18 protein-coding genes and 1 pseudogene are annotated in these 17,104 nt (G+C 52.2%); 10 read left to right on the forward strand and 9 right to left on the reverse strand.

The features are described from left to right. Positions 1-17: 17 nt before the first annotated feature. From QWJ20_RS08695 to QWJ20_RS08710, 4 genes are all read right to left on the reverse strand, one after another. A complete protein-coding gene (locus QWJ20_RS08695) occupies positions 18-1,637 on the reverse strand; it encodes a methyl-accepting chemotaxis protein (protein WP_349965553.1) in 1,620 nt (539 codons plus the stop codon). A gap of 212 nt (positions 1,638-1,849) precedes the next feature. Next, complete coding sequence (locus tag QWJ20_RS08700) at positions 1,850-2,929, reverse strand: alpha/beta fold hydrolase (RefSeq protein ID WP_174866443.1); 1,080 nt, start codon at positions 2,927-2,929, stop codon at positions 1,850-1,852. Positions 2,930-3,278: 349 nt separating this feature from the next. Further along, the gene (locus tag QWJ20_RS08705) at positions 3,279-4,316 is read right to left on the reverse strand and encodes a M48 family metallopeptidase (RefSeq protein ID WP_174866444.1); all 1,038 of its coding nucleotides are present in this window, start codon (positions 4,314-4,316) and stop codon (positions 3,279-3,281) included. A 9-nt stretch (positions 4,317-4,325) separates the two neighbouring features. Continuing rightward, positions 4,326-5,504: a YjgN family protein gene (locus QWJ20_RS08710; protein ID WP_433992308.1), complete on the reverse strand. Its 1,179-nt coding sequence runs from the start codon at positions 5,502-5,504 to the stop codon at positions 4,326-4,328. A 296-nt stretch (positions 5,505-5,800) separates the two neighbouring features. Here QWJ20_RS08710 and QWJ20_RS08715 point away from each other — a divergent pair, with 296 nt between their 5' ends. After that, positions 5,801-6,304 (forward strand): GNAT family N-acetyltransferase, encoded by a 504-nt coding sequence (locus tag QWJ20_RS08715; RefSeq protein WP_095701384.1) that lies wholly within the window; start codon positions 5,801-5,803, stop codon positions 6,302-6,304. A gap of 102 nt (positions 6,305-6,406) precedes the next feature. Here the strand turns inward: QWJ20_RS08715 and rraB are convergent, their stop codons facing one another. Continuing rightward, positions 6,407-6,832, reverse strand: a complete 426-nt coding sequence (gene rraB / locus QWJ20_RS08720; RefSeq protein ID WP_103861577.1) for a ribonuclease E inhibitor RraB — start codon at positions 6,830-6,832, stop codon at positions 6,407-6,409. Positions 6,833-6,923: 91 nt separating this feature from the next. On the opposite strand from rraB, the pseudogene argL reads away from it, so the two are divergent. Beyond that, positions 6,924-6,971, forward strand: a pseudogene (argL, locus tag QWJ20_RS08725) (putative translational regulatory protein ArgL); the annotation flags it as partial. Positions 6,972-6,993: 22 nt separating this feature from the next. Further along, on the forward strand, positions 6,994-8,001 hold the full coding sequence (argF, locus tag QWJ20_RS08730; protein WP_205562764.1) for an ornithine carbamoyltransferase: 1,008 nt from the start codon (positions 6,994-6,996) through the stop codon (positions 7,999-8,001). A gap of 47 nt (positions 8,002-8,048) precedes the next feature. Here the strand turns inward: argF and QWJ20_RS08735 are convergent, their stop codons facing one another. Continuing rightward, a complete protein-coding gene (locus tag QWJ20_RS08735) occupies positions 8,049-8,516 on the reverse strand; it encodes a YhcH/YjgK/YiaL family protein (RefSeq protein WP_095993515.1) in 468 nt (155 codons plus the stop codon). A 252-nt stretch (positions 8,517-8,768) separates the two neighbouring features. On the opposite strand from QWJ20_RS08735, the gene QWJ20_RS08740 reads away from it, so the two are divergent. From QWJ20_RS08740 to nrdG, 6 genes are all read left to right on the forward strand, one after another. After that, positions 8,769-8,891 (forward strand): hypothetical protein, encoded by a 123-nt coding sequence (locus QWJ20_RS08740; RefSeq protein WP_257979712.1) that lies wholly within the window; start codon positions 8,769-8,771, stop codon positions 8,889-8,891. 74 nt (positions 8,892-8,965) lie between these two features. Continuing rightward, on the forward strand, positions 8,966-9,901 hold the full coding sequence (gene pyrB / locus QWJ20_RS08745; protein ID WP_095701378.1) for an aspartate carbamoyltransferase: 936 nt from the start codon (positions 8,966-8,968) through the stop codon (positions 9,899-9,901). Between the two features lie 15 nt (positions 9,902-9,916). Continuing rightward, entirely contained in the window at positions 9,917-10,381 is a 465-nt protein-coding gene (gene pyrI / locus QWJ20_RS08750; protein ID WP_039482089.1) for an aspartate carbamoyltransferase regulatory subunit, read from the forward strand. A gap of 98 nt (positions 10,382-10,479) precedes the next feature. Further along, positions 10,480-10,866: a 2-iminobutanoate/2-iminopropanoate deaminase gene (gene ridA, locus QWJ20_RS08755; protein WP_174871772.1), complete on the forward strand. Its 387-nt coding sequence runs from the start codon at positions 10,480-10,482 to the stop codon at positions 10,864-10,866. A 400-nt stretch (positions 10,867-11,266) separates the two neighbouring features. Then, on the forward strand, positions 11,267-13,405 hold the full coding sequence (gene nrdD, locus QWJ20_RS08760) for an anaerobic ribonucleoside-triphosphate reductase (protein ID WP_433992309.1): 2,139 nt from the start codon (positions 11,267-11,269) through the stop codon (positions 13,403-13,405). An 81-nt stretch (positions 13,406-13,486) separates the two neighbouring features. Continuing rightward, positions 13,487-13,951, forward strand: coding sequence for an anaerobic ribonucleoside-triphosphate reductase-activating protein (nrdG, locus tag QWJ20_RS08765; RefSeq protein WP_039470412.1), 465 nt, complete (start codon positions 13,487-13,489; stop codon positions 13,949-13,951). A gap of 11 nt (positions 13,952-13,962) precedes the next feature. Here nrdG and QWJ20_RS08770 read toward each other — a convergent pair whose 3' ends face one another. From QWJ20_RS08770 to QWJ20_RS08780, 3 genes are all read right to left on the reverse strand, one after another. Beyond that, complete coding sequence (locus tag QWJ20_RS08770) at positions 13,963-14,616, reverse strand: hypothetical protein (RefSeq protein WP_095993512.1); 654 nt, start codon at positions 14,614-14,616, stop codon at positions 13,963-13,965. Positions 14,617-14,737: 121 nt separating this feature from the next. Beyond that, complete coding sequence (locus QWJ20_RS08775) at positions 14,738-15,184, reverse strand: YhbP family protein (protein ID WP_103861586.1); 447 nt, start codon at positions 15,182-15,184, stop codon at positions 14,738-14,740. 9 nt (positions 15,185-15,193) lie between these two features. Next, entirely contained in the window at positions 15,194-15,640 is a 447-nt protein-coding gene (locus QWJ20_RS08780; protein WP_040031897.1) for a winged helix-turn-helix transcriptional regulator, read from the reverse strand. Positions 15,641-15,793: 153 nt separating this feature from the next. Between QWJ20_RS08780 and QWJ20_RS08785 the strand changes: the two genes are divergently transcribed. After that, complete coding sequence (locus QWJ20_RS08785; protein ID WP_433992310.1) at positions 15,794-17,059, forward strand: MFS transporter; 1,266 nt, start codon at positions 15,794-15,796, stop codon at positions 17,057-17,059. Positions 17,060-17,104: the final 45 nt, after the last annotated feature.

Consider the following 17,104-nt stretch of genomic DNA (forward strand, 5'->3'; position numbering starts at 1 on the left):
ATAAGCTCATTTAACGATTAGCGAGCATCGGCCAGCGCAATGTTCCGGCGCAAACCGGGCAGCACATTGTCCATTTCCATGTTTTCTCTTGCGATCTGGAAACGGGAAACGGACTGTTGCAGATTAATAACCTGCTCCTGAAGTGAATTCGCCGAGGTCGCCACTTCTGATACCAAGGACGCATTCTGCTGAGTCACACCATCCATCTGATTGATGGCGATATTGATCTGCGAAATACCGCGGCTCTGCTCGCTGGAAGCCAGCGTGATCTCATCCATGATATCGACCACTTTTTTCACATCCATCAGCACTTCGTCCATGGTGTTACCCGCGACTTCAACCAGCCCTGCGCCCTTCTCAATGCGGCTGAGAGAATCATCGATCATGGTGCCGATTTCTTTCGCTGCCGTCGCACTGCGCGCAGCCAGCATCCGCACTTCGGAAGCCACCACCGCAAAGCCTTTACCGTATTGACCCGCACGCGCAGATTCCACCGCAGCGTTCAACGCCAGCAGGTTGGTCTGGAAGGCAATACCGTCGATTACACCCACAATATCGGAGATCTTGGCAGAACTCTGCTTGATGGAACGCATGGTATCCACCACTTCGGAGACAACATTCCCGCCGCGAGATGCGGAATTAGAGGCTTTCAGCGCCAGATCGTTGGCTTTACGCGTGTTGTCTTCGTTGTTTTTCACCGTCGACATGATCTCTTCCATGCTTGAAGCGGTTTCATCCAACGAGGCTGCCTGCTGTTCGGTACGGCTGGAGAGATCGATGTTGCCGGAGGCGATTTCCTCGACACCCACGCTGATCGCATCGGTTCCGTTACGCACTACGCGCACCATGTTTTCCAGCCCGTCGCGCATACGTTGAACCGCAGCAAACAGGTGTGCGATTTCATTTTTTCCGCTGCTATCAATCTGCGCCCGCAGGTCGCCTTCGGCGATGCGGTCAAAGACGGAAATCGCCTGATTCAGCGGTTTCACGATCATGTTGGTCATCACGGACCAGGCCAGCGCCGCCAGCAGTAATGCACAGGCGATCGCACCGTACAGGATGGTTTCCATCTGCGCCACACGCCCATTCGAATCCGCGTAGGCTTCATCAATGCTCTTCAGCTTGAAGGCAACCAAGGCTTTAGAGGATTTATCAAACGCGGCATACAGAACCGTCGATTTCCCGGCACGCTGGCGATATTCATCCAGATTCCCTGCGTTAAGCGCAGCAAATGCCGGATCGATAAACTCCTGCATCAGCGTATTGCGTTTCTCGGCCATGTCTGAAGAAATGACTTTTTCCGCTTCGGACTGCGGATATTTCAGGTATTCCTGCCACTTTTCACTGGCACCGTCGACCTTGCCTCTGGCGCGCCCTAGCGCGACTTTAGCGGCTTCGACATCCCCTTTCCCCATTAATGATTCGTACAGACGCAAATCCAACCGACCACGCAACAGCAGTTCTGAGCTGTCATTCAGCGCAACCAGCCCTGGCAGCACTTCCATATCGACACGAGCAAATGATTTATTCCCTGACTGAACGGCAACCAACCCTAACACGCCGACGAAAAGCAGTAATGCCGCTAACGAAAACACCATCATGCTGAGTGCAGTACGGATCTTTATCTTACGAAACATAAATTATCCCTGTGGCCTAAAAATAAGAAAGGATGAGCGCCAGCTCCAGAGCAGAGCCGTTCCGTTATTTACGTAATAGTCGTTATTCAATTTCCAGACGCGTTAATTTCCACGAACTGAAATAAATTCGTTATAAAACCGTAATAAAAATAAAGAAACGTATAAAAAAATAATGACCGACAGAAAATAGGTATTCTATCGGTCAGTAGGATTTATTTTTTATTCTTTTTCTGAGTCTGATTTTTTTCTAAGAAACGTTGTAGCTCATCTTTATAAAACTTCGCTGACATCATGGTGCCATGCCCGCTGGTATCTTTGCTGGCTGGAATAAGGAACAATGTTGCCTGCTTAATTTTCTTAAGCTCATTCTCCAGGATGCCTGTTTCAATAGGATTACGCTCATCATCCGCAGAGTTAATCACCAGAACAGGTGCCTTAATTTTATTCAGTTCCGGTGCCGCGTTATAATTTGCAGACGAGCCCCAGATATAAATAAAGTCATTCGCATCGCTGGTCGACGGTGCCGCAAGGCGATCTTCTACCAGTTTGTCCGCCTGCGCGCGCGTCGGCGCTTTGCTCTGATACGCGAGCGTGCCGCCAGTGGTGGCAATGCTGAACATAATGCTGGCTGTTTTCAGCGTTGGCGGCTGCTGCGTGTAGTCGCCGTTATTCCACGTTGGATCGTTCTTGATGGATTCAATCAAGATGCGGCGCATCATCCAGTTACGACCAGACAGCTCATTTGGCAGCGATGCCATTGGCACCAGCGCATCCATCATGTCTGGGTATTTTTCACCCCAGAGCCAGGTTTGCATGCCGCCCATGGAATATCCCATCACCAGGCTCAGGTGGTTAATGCCCAGCCCTTCTTTGATTAAGCGATATTGTGCCTGCACCATATCGTTATAATCGTACTGCGGGAATTTCATCCGTAAGCCATCTGACGGTTTGGACGATTTTCCAGAACCAATGCTCTCCGGCATGATAATAAAGTATTTGCTGCTATCCAGCGCCTGACCCGGCCCGAACAGCTCTCCGCCAAAGCCATTGGCTAGCAGTGATTTAATCGGCTGGTTCGTTCCATGTAGCAATAAGATAGCGGGCTTGGTTTTATCACCGATCGTGTAGTAGTGAATACGCAGATCTTTTAATTTTTCGCCGCTGTTGAAGGTAAATTCTGGCGCAATCCAGTCGCCTTCTTTGGGCTCTGGGAAATTTGCCTGTGCATGCGTTAATGGTGACAGCATTAACAGAAATGCGCCCACCACCCCTGATAGAATTCGATTAATCATAAATAACTCTTCGGTAATCATGAAGTCGTGAAGCCGCGATTTTAATGTCTATTAGGAAAAATCCCAATAAACATAAGCGAACTAATAATAAAAAGAGATTATTGTCTGGTTTTTTTATTTATCGCGAGAGATTCTACAGATAGTTTTTAATAGGATGATATTTAACGCATTCCTGTTAATCGTCCGGCTACATAGCTCATACTTTTCGCTCGACATTAGCGTTTATAAAAACAGCAAAGCGCGCTTTTTTTGTTCAAATGTCTAATAGGCAGGGGATCGTGCACGGTGATACCGCACACGATCGACATAAGGCAGGGTTAGGTCGGAGTTGAGAATCAAGCGCTGAGGATTAGCGCTTATTCATCTCGCTTTCAATGGCTCTCAGCCGCTCATCCATATCCGGGTGCGTACTCAGCCAGTCCGGTAAATCCAGCGAATCAATTTCATCCTGACTGCGGTCGTTAGCGATCAAGGCCCGATACATTGCCTGCATCGACTGAAGCGAACGCCCTTGCTGCTGCATTTCTGCTATTGCCCATGCGTCGGCTTCCCGTTCCATATCGCGGGAAAACTGCATCTCATTGATAAAAGCGGCAGACTGCAACAAGGTATCCCCGACTCCGCTGACATCTCCCGTCATCCACATGAAGGTCAGCGATACCAGCGATGAACGCACCACCATGCGCATTGGGTGGCGATAAGCGTGATGTCCCATTTCATGCAGCATCACCGCGGCCAGCTCGTTGTCATCTTTCGCCAGCTTCACCAGGTCGTCACTGATAATCAGCGTACCATCTGCCAGCATAAAAGCATTCGGCCCGATAGGCGCAGACATGATCTCCAGGCGCAGTGGCGTTTTGTCTTCCCGCATGTCAGCGGGCATAACCTGTTGAAACAGCGCTTGCATCGCTTGCTGGCGTTCAACAGGCAATTTAGAAGGCTTAAAATCACTGTGTCGTAACAGCTTTAGCGTATTTTGTCCCAGTTGCTGTTCGATAGCGGTTGGCATCCGTAGTGCCAGCGCAGAACTTGCCCACGGCAGTACCACGTAAACGTAGTTTATGACGAGCAAGATTGTGGCGAGTAGCGTGAGAATGACGCCACGCTTATGGCGTTCTAAACGATGGACAAGCCCCGGGCGACGTCGTGCGGAATACCACGCGCGAAAAGTGGGATCGTCGGCAGGAACAAAGCGACCGCCGTCAGGAAATGTGAGCGTTAGAGGAATCGAGCCCAGCGCATCGGAAACCGTGACCTGCTCCAACGCAAATGTCGTATTCGATGACCCGGTGTTCAGCACCATCATCGAACCGTTGTCCGATAAATGAAGAGAAGCGGCCACGCGGGCCGCCAATCCGGGGTATTGATAATGCCCCTTAATATTCATATTCCTGCCTTAGAGACCGACACCCAAATCGAGCGCCTGCACGGCTTCTTCGGCCAGTGCGCTGTTTGCTGTGTCCTGATGAGCCTGAACATGCAGCAGTTCCAGATCGCCTTCAACCGCTGTCGCATTCGCGATATAGCGTGCGTGACGAATCTCTGCCACCGGTGCAGCCCAACCCAAAGAGAAAATAGTAATCAGGCTATTGGTTATCAGCAGCCCCATGTAAGACAGCGTTTGCATGGAAGAGTGCAACTTCACACCACCATTCAGCGACGTCTGGTTAAACAGATAATTACGCTGTGCGACAACCAGATAACTGCTGGAAACCAGCACACCCAGCAGCGCCACAACGAACATCATAATAAAATTAAAGGCATTGCTCAGCAGCATCATGGCAATGGTTTCAGAATCTGCGCCCATCATAATGATCTGATACAGCGTAAAAAAGAACGACCCCATGAATGACAGCGCGGCGATCAAGAAAGGAACAAAAATCAGCAGGCTAATCAGGGCGAATTTAATAAACGCCGCTTTCGTCAACTCCGCTTTAAACGCCGTTTTACCGAAGAACAGGTTATTAACATAGAGATCGAGCTGCATCATTTTCATGATGCCATTGACCGCCGCAAACCCTGGAACCACCAGCGCCAGCACGATGAGTGTAATGATAATCGGGCTATCGCTCTGCATACCAATGAACATCGCCACCGCTAAAACAGCATAAAAAGCCAGCAGCAGCAGAATAGGGCAAAGCAGCAACACCCAATACGCGCGACCAGTCTGGCAATGATAATTAAAGCGAATACCACGATAGCTGGACATAATAGCGTCATAACGCCAGTTGCGGATCACGATAATCGGAATCAATGCCGCAAATGCCAATGCGAGAATAGTTCCCAACGCTGGTGACATCGCCAATACGACATAAAACAGAATCAGACCAGCGATAACCAGCAAACGTCCTTTGAGAATCTGAATCGGGTCCGCATGGTAATCAAAACGGTCACCGTTAATTTCCGTGTTGCCGTAAAAATAACGGCGGCGACGCACTGTCGCCCAAGCAGAATAAATACCCAAAGTGACGATCGTTAATAATGCATTCACCAGCCAAATTGCAAAATATTCCCCAGCCTTACCATGAAACTGCACGCGATGCTGCGTGCTATTTTTTGAAGTATTGATAGTCATAGACCTTTCATCCTAAAAGAAATAAGCCTTATAAACGCTTCATTCGATACGTTATTGGCATACAAAAAGCGGCTTATTTAAGCATGTCCTGTTAATGACAACAATAAAAGTTAACAGCAATTAAACAAGTTCATATACTTATGAATTACAAGGAATAGAGAAAGTCATAGAGAAATCGCCCCCAGACAACGTGAAGTATGACGGGTATAGACGTTGCATCAATGTGGTCTGAAATGGTATTACAATCGGCTAGGATCATTCCCCCCTCGTAAACCGTAAGAACAAGAGTACGTATTATGACAACCGCGACCTCCGCCAATCTTCAGGTACGCCCAATTACCGCGCAGGACGATGCCGCTATCGCTCAGGTCATCCGTCAGGTTTCTGCTGAGTTTGGTTTGACAGCCGATAAAGGCTATACCGTTTCCGATCCGAATTTGGATGCGCTATTTGCCCTGTATAACCAGCCGAACAGCGCCTACTGGGTGGTTGAATATGAAGGCCGCGTGGTTGGCGGTGGCGGCATTGCCCCGCTGGTCGCAGGCGAAGAAGATGTGTGTGAATTACAGAAAATGTATTTCTTACCCGTCGTGCGGGGCAAAGGGCTGGCACGTCAGTTGGCGATACAGGCGCTTGATTTTGCTCGTCAGCACGGCTTTCGCCGCTGCTATCTGGAAACAACCGGACACCTGACCAGCGCGATCCGACTGTATGAATCGCTGGGCTTCGAGTCAATTCCCCACGCAATGGGCAACACGGGCCACACCGACTGTGAAGTGACGATGTTGAAGGCACTGTAATCGGTTTGAGGTGCAGTCACCGCGCGCAGTCATACAGAGTAAAAAAACGCCGCAGGGGGTTCCTGCGGCATTCAGTGAGGCGTGTTCTTCGAGATTAATGACTTAGTGGCGCTTGCCGTCATCATCTTCGTCATAAAAATCTTCATCATCCCCATCTTCTTCGCCTTCACCATCTGGATCTTCGAAGTAGGTACCCCAACCGTCGTAATTCACGCCGTGGCGTTCTGCCAGCGCCAGCAGCTGTTCTACCTGCGTGTCGATCAGTTCCGCCTTCAGCGCAACTTCACTAATGGCATCGCAGCACATCAGCAGCACGCCATCTTCCACTTCCAGTTCTTCCGCATCCGTCACTTCATAACCCAGCTTGAAGGCTTCTACAGCGACTTTTTCCAACACTTCAAACTTCTCAGCAGAGAAATGGTGTTCAATGGTATAGAGCGCGTCAGGATCGCTGCCATCATCCAGCAGTTCTTCAATGATCAGGCGTGTCTCTTCCCGTTGCTCTTCCAGTAATTCGCGGTTTGCCATGCCTCAGTCCTCATTAAACGACGTAATATTACTTATTGTCCCACAGCCCTGCGGCTTGCTCCACCACAAAGTTTGATATCACCACTTGAATTTGAATAATTACACATATAAAGTGAATTTTAATTCAACCAATGGTGTTGAGCCACATGGAGAGGTACATCATGCAACCGTTCTATAAGCGTCACTTTTTAAGGTTAATGGATTTTACACCCGCAGAAATTGCCAATCTTTTAGCCCTGTCAACGAAACTGAAAGCCGATAAAAAAAACGGGACAGAAGTCCGCCGTCTGCAAGGTAAAAACATCGCACTCATCTTCGAAAAAGATTCGACTCGTACTCGCTGCTCTTTCGAAGTTGCTGCATACGATCAGGGCGCGCAAGTGACCTATCTCGGCCCAAGCGGCAGCCAAATCGGCCATAAAGAATCCATTAAGGATACGGCACGCGTGCTGGGAAGAATGTACGACGGCATTCAATATCGCGGCTATGGTCAGCAAATTGTCGAAACGCTGGCGCAATACGCGGGCGTCCCGGTCTGGAACGGACTGACGAACGAATTCCACCCTACGCAGCTGCTGGCGGATCTGCTGACGATGCAGGAACATTTGCCGAGTAAATCGCTGTCAGAAATGACGCTCGTCTATGTCGGTGATGCGCGCAACAACATGGGTAACACCATGCTGGAAGCGGCGGCACTGACCGGGCTGGATTTACGTCTTGTTGCACCAAAAGCCTGCTGGCCGGATGCCGGTCTGGTGGCTGAGTGTCAGGCGGCGGCAGAACAAACCGGTGGCAGCATCACGCTGACGGAAGATATCGCCGCGGGCGTCGCGGGCGCAGATTTCATTTATACCGACGTCTGGGTTTCTATGGGGGAACCGAAAGAGACCTGGAAAGAGCGTATCGCGCTGCTGAAACCGTATCAGGTGAACATGGCGATGATCGCCGCGACGGGTAATCCGCAGGTGAAGTTCCTGCACTGCCTACCCGCGTTCCACGACGATCAGACGACAATGGGCCAACAAATGGCGGAGCAGTATGGTCTGCACGGTGGAATGGAAGTCACGGATGAGGTCTTTGAATCCGCGCACAGCATCGTGTTCGATCAGGCGGAAAATCGCATGCACACCATCAAAGCGGTGATGGTCGCCACGCTGGTACAGGATTAAGATTGACGTCCCTCCCCAGAGCGGGGAGGGAGAGGCTTTCCAGCGGTTTACACCACCAGTGACGCGTCGATTTTCACCACGGCTTTGCGCACGTGCGCAGGTTCACCAACGGCACACAGCGGTTTGTGCACTTCGCCTGGGAAGAAGACGACAAAATCCCCTTCCTGCATCACAAACTGTTTTTCCTGCTCGCCCGCAGGCAGGAAAGCAATGTCTTTATCTGCCAGCCAGTCGGTATCCGGCGTGCCCGCAGGCAGGTTACTGAACGTCATCCCTTCCACACCGGACAGCACAATCTGAATGTCCAGATATTTGGCGTGATACTCGGCGCGGCGTTTTTCCAGCAGATCGGTGCTATCGTTGGAGATCAACACAAACACGCTGTTGCCTTCGATATCATGCTTGCCCAGCGGCGTGTCTGCCGTGATGTTTTGCTTCACGTATTCAATCGCTTCGCGCAGTTTGGCAGGCAGATAAGGAACCAGTTCAAGGTGGTGGACGTTGCCAGTAATCATAAAAACCCTCGTTGATATAAAAATGAAACCCTGTTTTACAATCCTTATACTCTCCAAATGTGACGCCCGCCAGCGTGTTAATACGAAAAAGTGAACTGCCCACCACTCTTCTCTATCTGCCTTCTCCCGCTCACGAGCGTTATGCATACAGCACGCGACCCGCAATCGATTGCGATGCGTAAAAAACCACGCTTTCTGCTTGAAATAGCCTAGTCGGCGCGTATAATTCCCGACAGTTTGCCGGGAGGGGTCATGCACCGTTACACCAAAAAATCTGCTGCTTATGTTGGTTCTCAACCACAACTGCCATCCGGCAGCCAGCTAGCGTTTTCCTTTCCGTTGCTCAATGATTCAATGAAGAAAGCCCCTCAATGAGGGGCTTTTTTTTGGCCCACAATCCGGGCAACCCGATACGACATTTCCTGTGTACACGTTAGGAGAAAGACAACATGGTCAATCCGCTCTATCAAAAACATATTATTTCGATTAACGACCTCAGTCGGGAAGATTTGGAACTGACGCTGCGTGTCGCCGCCAGCCTGAAAGCCAATCCTCAGCCTGAGTTGTTGAAACATAAAGTGATTGCCAGTTGCTTCTTCGAGGCCTCCACTCGGACACGTTTATCCTTTGAAACCGCGATGCATCGCCTCGGCGCCTCCGTCGTCGGTTTCGCTGACAGCAACAACACATCGCTGGGGAAAAAGGGCGAAACGCTGGCCGATACCATCTCCGTCATCAGCCAATACGTGGATGCCATCGTAATGCGTCATCCGCAGGAAGGCGCTTCCCGCCTGGCGACCGAGTTCTCCGGCGGTATTCCGATTCTGAACGCCGGTGACGGTGCGAACCAACACCCGACGCAGACGCTGCTCGATTTGTTCACCATTCAGGAAACGCAGGGCCGACTGAATAACATCAATATCGCGATGGTCGGTGATTTGAAATATGGCCGCACCGTGCATTCACTCACGCAGGCGCTGGCGAAGTTCGAAGGCAACCGCTTCTACTTCATCGCCCCGGACGCGCTGGCGATGCCGGACTACATTCTGAGCATGCTGAAAGAGAAGAATATTGCTTACAGCCTGCACAACAGCATTGATGAGGTCGTCGGCGAGCTGGATATTCTGTACATGACGCGCGTGCAGAAAGAGCGTCTGGATCCGTCCGAATATATCAACATCAAATCCCAGTTTGTCCTGCGCGCCGACGATCTGCAGAGCGCCCGCCCGAATTTGAAAGTACTGCACCCGTTGCCGCGCGTTGATGAGATCACCATTGATGTGGATGCCACGCCTTACGCCTATTATTTCCAACAGGCCGGCAACGGTATTTACGCCCGTCAGGCGCTGCTGGCGCTGGTCCTGAATCGCGAACTGGTTCTGTAAGAGGAAGAAGCCATCATGACACACGATAATAAATTACAGGTTGAAGCGATCAAACGTGGCACGGTGATCGACCACATTCCCGCACAGGTGGGTTTTAAGCTGCTGACGCTATTTAAACTGACCGCGACAGACCAGCGCATCACCATCGGCCTGAATTTGCCGTCCAACCACCTTGGGCGCAAAGATCTGATCAAGATCGAGAACATTTTCCTGACCGAGCAGCAGGCGAATCAGTTAGCGATCTACGCACCGCAGGCGACCGTCAATCAGATTGATGACTATGACGTCGTCCGCAAGCTGGTGCCGACGCTGCCAGACCACATTACTGGCGTGCTCACCTGCCCAAACAGCAACTGCATCAGCCGCAGCGAGCCGGTTTCATCGTCATTCAGCGTGAAGCAGCGTGACGGCGACGTGCACCTGAAATGTAAGTACTGCGAGAAAGAATTTGAGCGTCAGGCTGTACTGCAAGATCGCTAGTTTTCTGCATTGCCCCGCAATGGACATTGCCTGTGGCGGGGCTTTTTTGAATAATGGCGGCGTCCGCGTTCCTTTTACGCCCCCATCAAGGAGATACCATGTCACGCATTATCAGCACTGAGCACGCCCCAGCCGCCATCGGCCCTTATGTTCAGGGCGTCGACCTTGGCAGCATGATCTTCACATCCGGCCAGATCCCCGTGAATCCGAAAAGCGGTCTGGTGGCAGATAACATCACCGCTCAGACGCGTCAGTCACTGGAAAACGTTCAGGCGATCGTGGAAGCTGCTGGCCTGAAAGTTTCCGATATCGTGAAAATGACCGTATTCGTGAAAGACCTGCACGATTTCGCTCTGGTCAACACCACGTATGAAGCCTTCTTCAACGAACATAGCGCACCGTTCCCGGCTCGCTCTTGCGTTGAAGTCGCACGCCTGCCAAAAGACGTGAAGATCGAGATCGAAGCGATCGCCGTTCGTCGCTAAATATCACCGCAATATCCCTAAAAAGCGCACGGTAACCGGTGCGCTTTTTTTCTGTTCTTTCTTTCACCACAACAACATTATTGACATTCCCAGCGCACATCACGGTCAAAAAACAAACAAATTTTCGCCAAGCCGCGCGTAGCAAGCCTTCCCACTCTCATCGCCTTTTTTGACTATTTTTTGTTCAGGCTCAAATTCCCCGCGACATGAGGATTTCTTTGCTCTACATCAATTTTACAGCGATAAAAGCGCAAACACCCCTACGCAATTTCAATATATAGTGCCTATCCTGTAAACATGAACTACATATAGTGTTTATCCACAGTGTCATCCACAGCCCCCTGTAACCCTTGTCAGTTACGGTTTTCGCCTGTGGATAACCTTTCCAGAGGAAGAAAACGTGAAACCAGTAGTGATTAAACGGGACGGTTGCCAGGTGCCTTTTGATGAAGTGCGTATCAAAGAGGCCGTCGAACGCGCGGCACATGCAGCCGGTGTCAATGATGCAGACTACTGCGCAACTGTGGCCTGTGCGGTCGGTCAACAAATGCAGGATAAATCGCGCGTAGATATCCGCGATATTCAGGATGCAGTCGAAAACCTGCTGATGTCCGGCAATTACAAAAAACTGGCGCGTACCTACATCGAATACCGCCATGACCGCGATATTGCACGTGAACGCCACGGTCGTCTGAATCAGGAAATTCGCGGTCTGGTTGAGCAGAGCAACATGGCGCTGCTGAACGAGAACGCCAACAAAGACAGTAAAGTGATTCCCACCCAGCGCGATCTGCTGGCTGGTATTGTCGCCAAGCATTACGCCAAACAGTACATCCTGCCGCGTGATGTAGTGCTGGCGCACGAGCGCGGTGAGATTCACTATCACGACCTCGACTACTCGCCCTTTTTCCCTATGTTTAACTGCATGCTGATCGATCTGGATGGCATGCTGACCAACGGCTTTAAAATGGGTAATGCGGAGATTGAGCCACCAAAATCGATCTCAACCGCTACCGCCGTCACCGCGCAGATTATCGCGCAGGTTGCCAGCCACATTTATGGCGGCACCACGATTAACCGTATTGATGAGATTCTGGCGCCGTTCGTCACCGCCAGCCATGCGAAACATAAATCCGTGGCAGAAGAGTGGCAGATTCCCGATGCAGAAAACTATGCCTTAACCCGCACGCAAAAAGAGTGCTACGACGCTTTCCAGTCACTGGAATACGAAGTCAACACGCTGCACACCGCTAACGGCCAGACCCCGTTCGTGACCTTTGGCTTCGGGCTCGGCATCAGCTGGGAATCGCGTCTGATTCAAGAATCGATCCTGCGCAACCGCATTGCCGGGCTGGGTAAAAACCACAAAACGGCGGTCTTCCCAAAACTGGTTTTTGCTATCCGCGACGGTCTGAACCACAAAGCGGGCGATCCGAATTACGATATCAAACAGCTCGCGCTGGAGTGCGCCAGCAAGCGCATGTACCCAGATATTCTGAACTACGATCAGGTTGTGAAGGTCACCGGTTCGTTTAAAACTCCAATGGGCTGCCGCAGCTTCCTCGGCGTTTATGAAGAGAACGGCCAGCAGATTCACGACGGCCGCAATAATTTGGGCGTAATCAGCCTGAACCTGCCACGCATCGCGCTGGAAGCCGAAGGCAATGAAGACCGCTTCTGGACGCTGCTGGATCAACGTCTGACGCTGGCGAAGAAAGCGCTGATGACGCGCATTGCGCGGCTGGAAAGCGTGAAAGCTCGTGTCGCGCCAATCCTGTATATGGAAGGGGCTTGCGGCGTGCGCTTAAAAGCGGACGACAGTATTGCGGATATCTTCAAAAACGGACGCGCCTCGATTTCACTGGGCTATATCGGCCTGCATGAAACGATTAACGCGCTCTTCGGTAGCCAAACACACGTGTTTGATGACGAGACGCTGCGTGCCAAAGCCGTGGCCGTTATCACTCGCCTGAAAGCCGCCACCGAGCAGTGGAAAGACGAAACGGGTTACGGCTTCAGCCTGTACAGCACGCCGAGCGAAAACCTGTGTGACCGCTTCTGCCGTCTGGATACCGCCGAGTTTGGCGTCGTGCAGGGCGTGACGGACAAAGGGTATTACACCAACAGTTTCCACCTCGATGTGGAGAAGAAGGTGAACCCTTACCAGAAAATAGACTTCGAGCTGCCCTATCCGCCGCTGGCTAACGGCGGGTTCATTTGCTACGGCGAATACCCGAACCTGCAACACAACCTCAAAGCGCTGGAAGACGTGTGGGATTACAGCTACAGCCGCGTGCCTTACTACGGCACCAACACGCCGATCGACGAATGCTATGAGTGTGGCTTCACCGGTGAATTCGAGTGCACCAGCAAAGGCTTCACCTGCCCGAAATGCGGCAACCACGATTCGGCCCGCGTTTCGGTCACGCGCCGCGTGTGCGGTTACCTCGGCAGTCCGGATGCACGCCCATTCAACGCCGGTAAGCAGGAAGAAGTGAAGCGTCGAATCAAGCACTTAGGCAACGGTCAACTGGGGTGATCCCTTCTGGGCCGCAGCAATGCGGCCCACCTTTCGCGGCACCGTCAACACGCGCCCGCTTCATAACATGGGCTCTACAGCATGAATTACCACCAGTATTATCCCGTTGATGTCGTCAACGGCCCCGGCACCCGCTGCACGCTGTTTGTCGCGGGCTGCGTGCATGAATGCGTGGGGTGCTACAACAAAAGCACCTGGCGACTCAACTCTGGTCAACCGTTTACGCAGGAACAGGAAGATCGGATCATCGCCGATCTCCAGGATACGGCGATCCCACGGCAGGGAATTTCGCTGTCTGGCGGCGATCCGCTTCACCCACAGAACGTGCCTGACATCCTGCGGCTGGTCGAACGGATACGCGCGGAATGCCCAGGCAAAGATATCTGGGTCTGGACGGGCTACGTGCTGGCGGAACTGACGCCGGAGCAACAGCGGGTGGTCGATCTCATCAACGTGTTAGTCGATGGAAAATTTGTGCAAGATCTGAAAGATCCCGCACTGATCTGGCGCGGCAGCAGCAATCAGGTTGTCCACCGCCTGCGCTGATCGACAAGCGGCTACTGAAGCGCCTGCTGCTTACCCAGTGAACGTAATTGATCGGATTCCAGCACGGTGACCCGCGCTTTGGGCTCGGGTGAGAACGCCTGATTCAGCAACGCCTGCGCGACCGTTTTCCCTTCAATGGCTCGCCATTTTGCCGGGAACAGACGAAACAGCGGTGCGGCCAGACTTTCTAGCGGACGGCTATCTTCTCTTTCCCCCAGCAGCATCGACGGCTGTGCCAGTGTCAGATGCTGCCAGCCTTGCTGACGCAGCGATTTTTCCGCTTCTCCCTTCACTCGCGAATAGAAGAAAGGCGACGTCGCACTCGCGCTCAGCGAACTGACAACCAGAAGGTGCGTCGCGCCTAGCGCCAGAGCCACCTTTGAACCTTCCACCACCAGCGTGTAATCCACATAGCGGAACGCCTGCTTACTGCCTGCCGTCTTGAGCGTCGATCCCAGACAGCAAAACGCGATATCAACAGGATCGGTCAATTGCGCCAGCGCGGCAGACAGATCGGGATCGTACGGATTGACCACTTTCTCCGACGGTGCCAGCGGCTTACGGGTCGGCGCATAGATCGTCTCTACCCGATTATTGGCTTTCAACAGCTCTAACAACTCGTGCCCCACTAACCCCGTTGCACCTAATAACAGTACTCGGCTCATCGGTTTTCCCCCTTGCTCAGCGTCTTTCACTATCCCAATTTTTTTATGTTTCTGTTGTTAGTTATGACAAATGTTAGTTATGACAAATGCACTCTGTAACGACGGTTATCTCTGAAGAACGCTAGCGCTGCCAGTGGCGTTTCTTACCAAAGCCCAGCGTATTGTCCGTCATTTTGATTTCTGTCAGATCGAGCCGCCAAATCGGTGCTTGCGATGCCCGAGCAATAGGGAAACGCGCGTTATACCGTGCTCTGGCCTGTTGCGCGTCATCACCTTCCAACTGCACCGCCTGCGCCCGAAACTGCACGCCCTTAATCAGCATGACGCTCTTCGGCTGGCCGCTCACCGTACCGGCCACCTGCGGCAGCCTTGCCATTATTTCACCGTGACGCGTCTGCAACTCTGTCATTAGATAGAAGGCTATCTGTTGATCGTCATAAGTATAGAAGCAACTCGCACACCATAATTCCGAATTTTCACCCACGCATAACGTCAGTACGTGCAACTTCTTCAAATAGCGGGAGATTGCCTCAATATCGCTGTCTGTTTTTCTCAGTTCTTTCTGCATTACGCTGCCTCAATCCACTTTCTGAACGAACGTATCCTGCCCGACCACTAACTGCCCTTCCGCAGAGTGCGGCAGCATGGTTTGCAGAGGCTGGCCGGTGTGTTTATCCAATAGCAAGGAGTGAGGTTCTCCCTCCGCAAACAGCTGCTGTTCCCCCCACTGGCGCAGCGCCACAACGAGCGGGAATAGCTGTTCACCTTTTGGCGTCAGGATATATTCCTGATAGGCCGAGCTTTCGGAAACGGGCTGAACGGACAAAATGCCTTCCTCAACCAAGGTGCGCAGACGGTCGGTAAGGATATTTTTGGCAACACCCAAACTGCGCTGAAAATCGCCGAAACGGCGGCGATTGTCGAAGGCATCGCGGATAATCAGCAACGCCCAGCGATCGCCAACCACATCCAGCGCGCGAGCGACGGGACACGCATCCTCTTTCAGACTTTTGCGCTTCACCATGACTACTTCCTCCCCTTTTTCCTGTTCATCCTGCCTGCCTTAGCCACAGGCTGAAAACTGATCGCACGATTTTTGGTTGCAGAATAAAACCAGAGTATTTATGCTTCAAGTGGTTTTATTTTGAAACCAAATTGAGCAATGAAAGCCAATACCATGAAAACAAGCCCTATTCATACCACGCCATCCGTTACCGAAGGCGATCTTTACAGCACTCCTTGCAGCACGCAGACGGCATTACCGCGCGCGTTAGTTTTGCTGTTTGCCTGTGCCAGCGCCCTTAGCGTCGCCAATGTGTATTACGCACAACCGCTGTTGGATGCACTATCGGTAGATTTTCACATCAGTATCGCTGCCGTTGGCGGCGTGATGACCGCAACACAGCTTGGCTGTGCGCTGGCATTAATTCTGCTGGTGCCGCTGGGCGATATCCTCAATCGGCGCTATTTGATGCTCGCCCAGTTAGGTGCGCTCATCGTGGCGCTGATCGCCGTTGGGCTATCCACTACGCCTCTGTCTTTATTGATCGGCATGCTGGCCGTGGGCATGCTCGGCACAGCAATGACACAGGGGCTGATTGCTTATGCCGCGACCGCAGCCGCACCGCAGGAGCGCGGACGCGTTGTGGGTGCCGCACAGGGCGGCGTGGTGATTGGGCTGCTGCTGGCGCGCGTGCTATCCGGCTTCATCGCCGATCTAGCAGGCTGGCGCAGCGTATACTTTTTCTCTGCGCTGCTGATGCTCCTGCTTGCCGTGCTTTTATGGCGCGCGCTGCCGCCTCAGCCGCTTGCACAGCGACGCCCACACTATGCCGCATTGCTGCTTTCTATGCTGACCCTGCTGCGTCAAGAGCGGATATTGCAAATACGCGGCACCATCGCTTTACTGATGTTTGCTGCCCTGAGTATTTTCTGGAGCGCGCTGGTTCTGCCGCTGAGTCGCGAACCGTATTTCTTCTCTCATACGGTGATCGGTGCGTTTGGTCTGGTCGGTATTCTCGGCGCGCTGGCGGCGGTAAAAGCGGGTTCGCTGGCCGATAAAGGCCGTGAACAGTGGGTCAGCGGCATCGCCCTGTTATTGCTGCTGACATCGTGGCTGCCGCTGTGGTTAGCGCCCTATTCTCTCTTCGCGTTGGTAGTCGGCATCATCGTTCTCGATCTGGGCGGGCAAGCCATTCACGTCACCAACCAAAGCATGATTTTCAAGACGCATCCTGATGCGCACAGCCGTCTGGTTGGCTGTTATATGCTGTTTTATAGCATCGGCAGTGGGCTTGGCGCGATGGCAACGACAGCGACATATGACGCTGCGGGCTGGTCAGGCGTATGCATTCTTGGCGCAGCCGTCAGCCTGCTGGCACTGCTTTTCTGGAAAATAACGCTGCACGCCTCAGCGCCGTCACCGGCCGCCTCCACGCCATAGTGATAGCGGAACAACGCTTCTTGATAACAACACAATCCGATTGAT

It is taken from the genome of Pectobacterium sp. S5 (genome assembly GCF_051707265.1).
Taxonomy (GTDB): domain Bacteria; phylum Pseudomonadota; class Gammaproteobacteria; order Enterobacterales; family Enterobacteriaceae; genus Pectobacterium; species Pectobacterium polare.

What these genes read in the sequence shown, in the direction of transcription:
- QWJ20_RS08695 (WP_349965553.1), bottom strand. Translation starts at nt 1,637, where the DNA reads ATGTTTCGTAAGATAAAGATCCGTACTGCACTCAGCATGATGGTGTTT.
- QWJ20_RS08700 (WP_174866443.1), bottom strand. Translation starts at nt 2,929, where the DNA reads ATGATTAATCGAATTCTATCAGGGGTGGTGGGCGCATTTCTGTTAATG.
- QWJ20_RS08705 (WP_174866444.1), bottom strand. Translation starts at nt 4,316, where the DNA reads ATGAATATTAAGGGGCATTATCAATACCCCGGATTGGCGGCCCGCGTG.
- QWJ20_RS08710 (WP_433992308.1), bottom strand. Translation starts at nt 5,504, where the DNA reads ATGACTATCAATACTTCAAAAAATAGCACGCAGCATCGCGTGCAGTTT.
- QWJ20_RS08715 (WP_095701384.1), top strand. Translation starts at nt 5,801, where the DNA reads ATGACAACCGCGACCTCCGCCAATCTTCAGGTACGCCCAATTACCGCG.
- rraB (WP_103861577.1), bottom strand. Translation starts at nt 6,832, where the DNA reads ATGGCAAACCGCGAATTACTGGAAGAGCAACGGGAAGAGACACGCCTG.
- argF (WP_205562764.1), top strand. Translation starts at nt 6,994, where the DNA reads ATGCAACCGTTCTATAAGCGTCACTTTTTAAGGTTAATGGATTTTACA.
- QWJ20_RS08735 (WP_095993515.1), bottom strand. Translation starts at nt 8,516, where the DNA reads ATGATTACTGGCAACGTCCACCACCTTGAACTGGTTCCTTATCTGCCT.
- QWJ20_RS08740 (WP_257979712.1), top strand. Translation starts at nt 8,769, where the DNA reads ATGCACCGTTACACCAAAAAATCTGCTGCTTATGTTGGTTCTCAACCA.
- pyrB (WP_095701378.1), top strand. Translation starts at nt 8,966, where the DNA reads ATGGTCAATCCGCTCTATCAAAAACATATTATTTCGATTAACGACCTC.
- pyrI (WP_039482089.1), top strand. Translation starts at nt 9,917, where the DNA reads ATGACACACGATAATAAATTACAGGTTGAAGCGATCAAACGTGGCACG.
- ridA (WP_174871772.1), top strand. Translation starts at nt 10,480, where the DNA reads ATGTCACGCATTATCAGCACTGAGCACGCCCCAGCCGCCATCGGCCCT.
- nrdG (WP_039470412.1), top strand. Translation starts at nt 13,487, where the DNA reads ATGAATTACCACCAGTATTATCCCGTTGATGTCGTCAACGGCCCCGGC.
- QWJ20_RS08770 (WP_095993512.1), bottom strand. Translation starts at nt 14,616, where the DNA reads ATGAGCCGAGTACTGTTATTAGGTGCAACGGGGTTAGTGGGGCACGAG.
- QWJ20_RS08775 (WP_103861586.1), bottom strand. Translation starts at nt 15,184, where the DNA reads ATGCAGAAAGAACTGAGAAAAACAGACAGCGATATTGAGGCAATCTCC.
- QWJ20_RS08780 (WP_040031897.1), bottom strand. Translation starts at nt 15,640, where the DNA reads ATGGTGAAGCGCAAAAGTCTGAAAGAGGATGCGTGTCCCGTCGCTCGC.
- QWJ20_RS08785 (WP_433992310.1), top strand. Translation starts at nt 15,794, where the DNA reads ATGAAAACAAGCCCTATTCATACCACGCCATCCGTTACCGAAGGCGAT.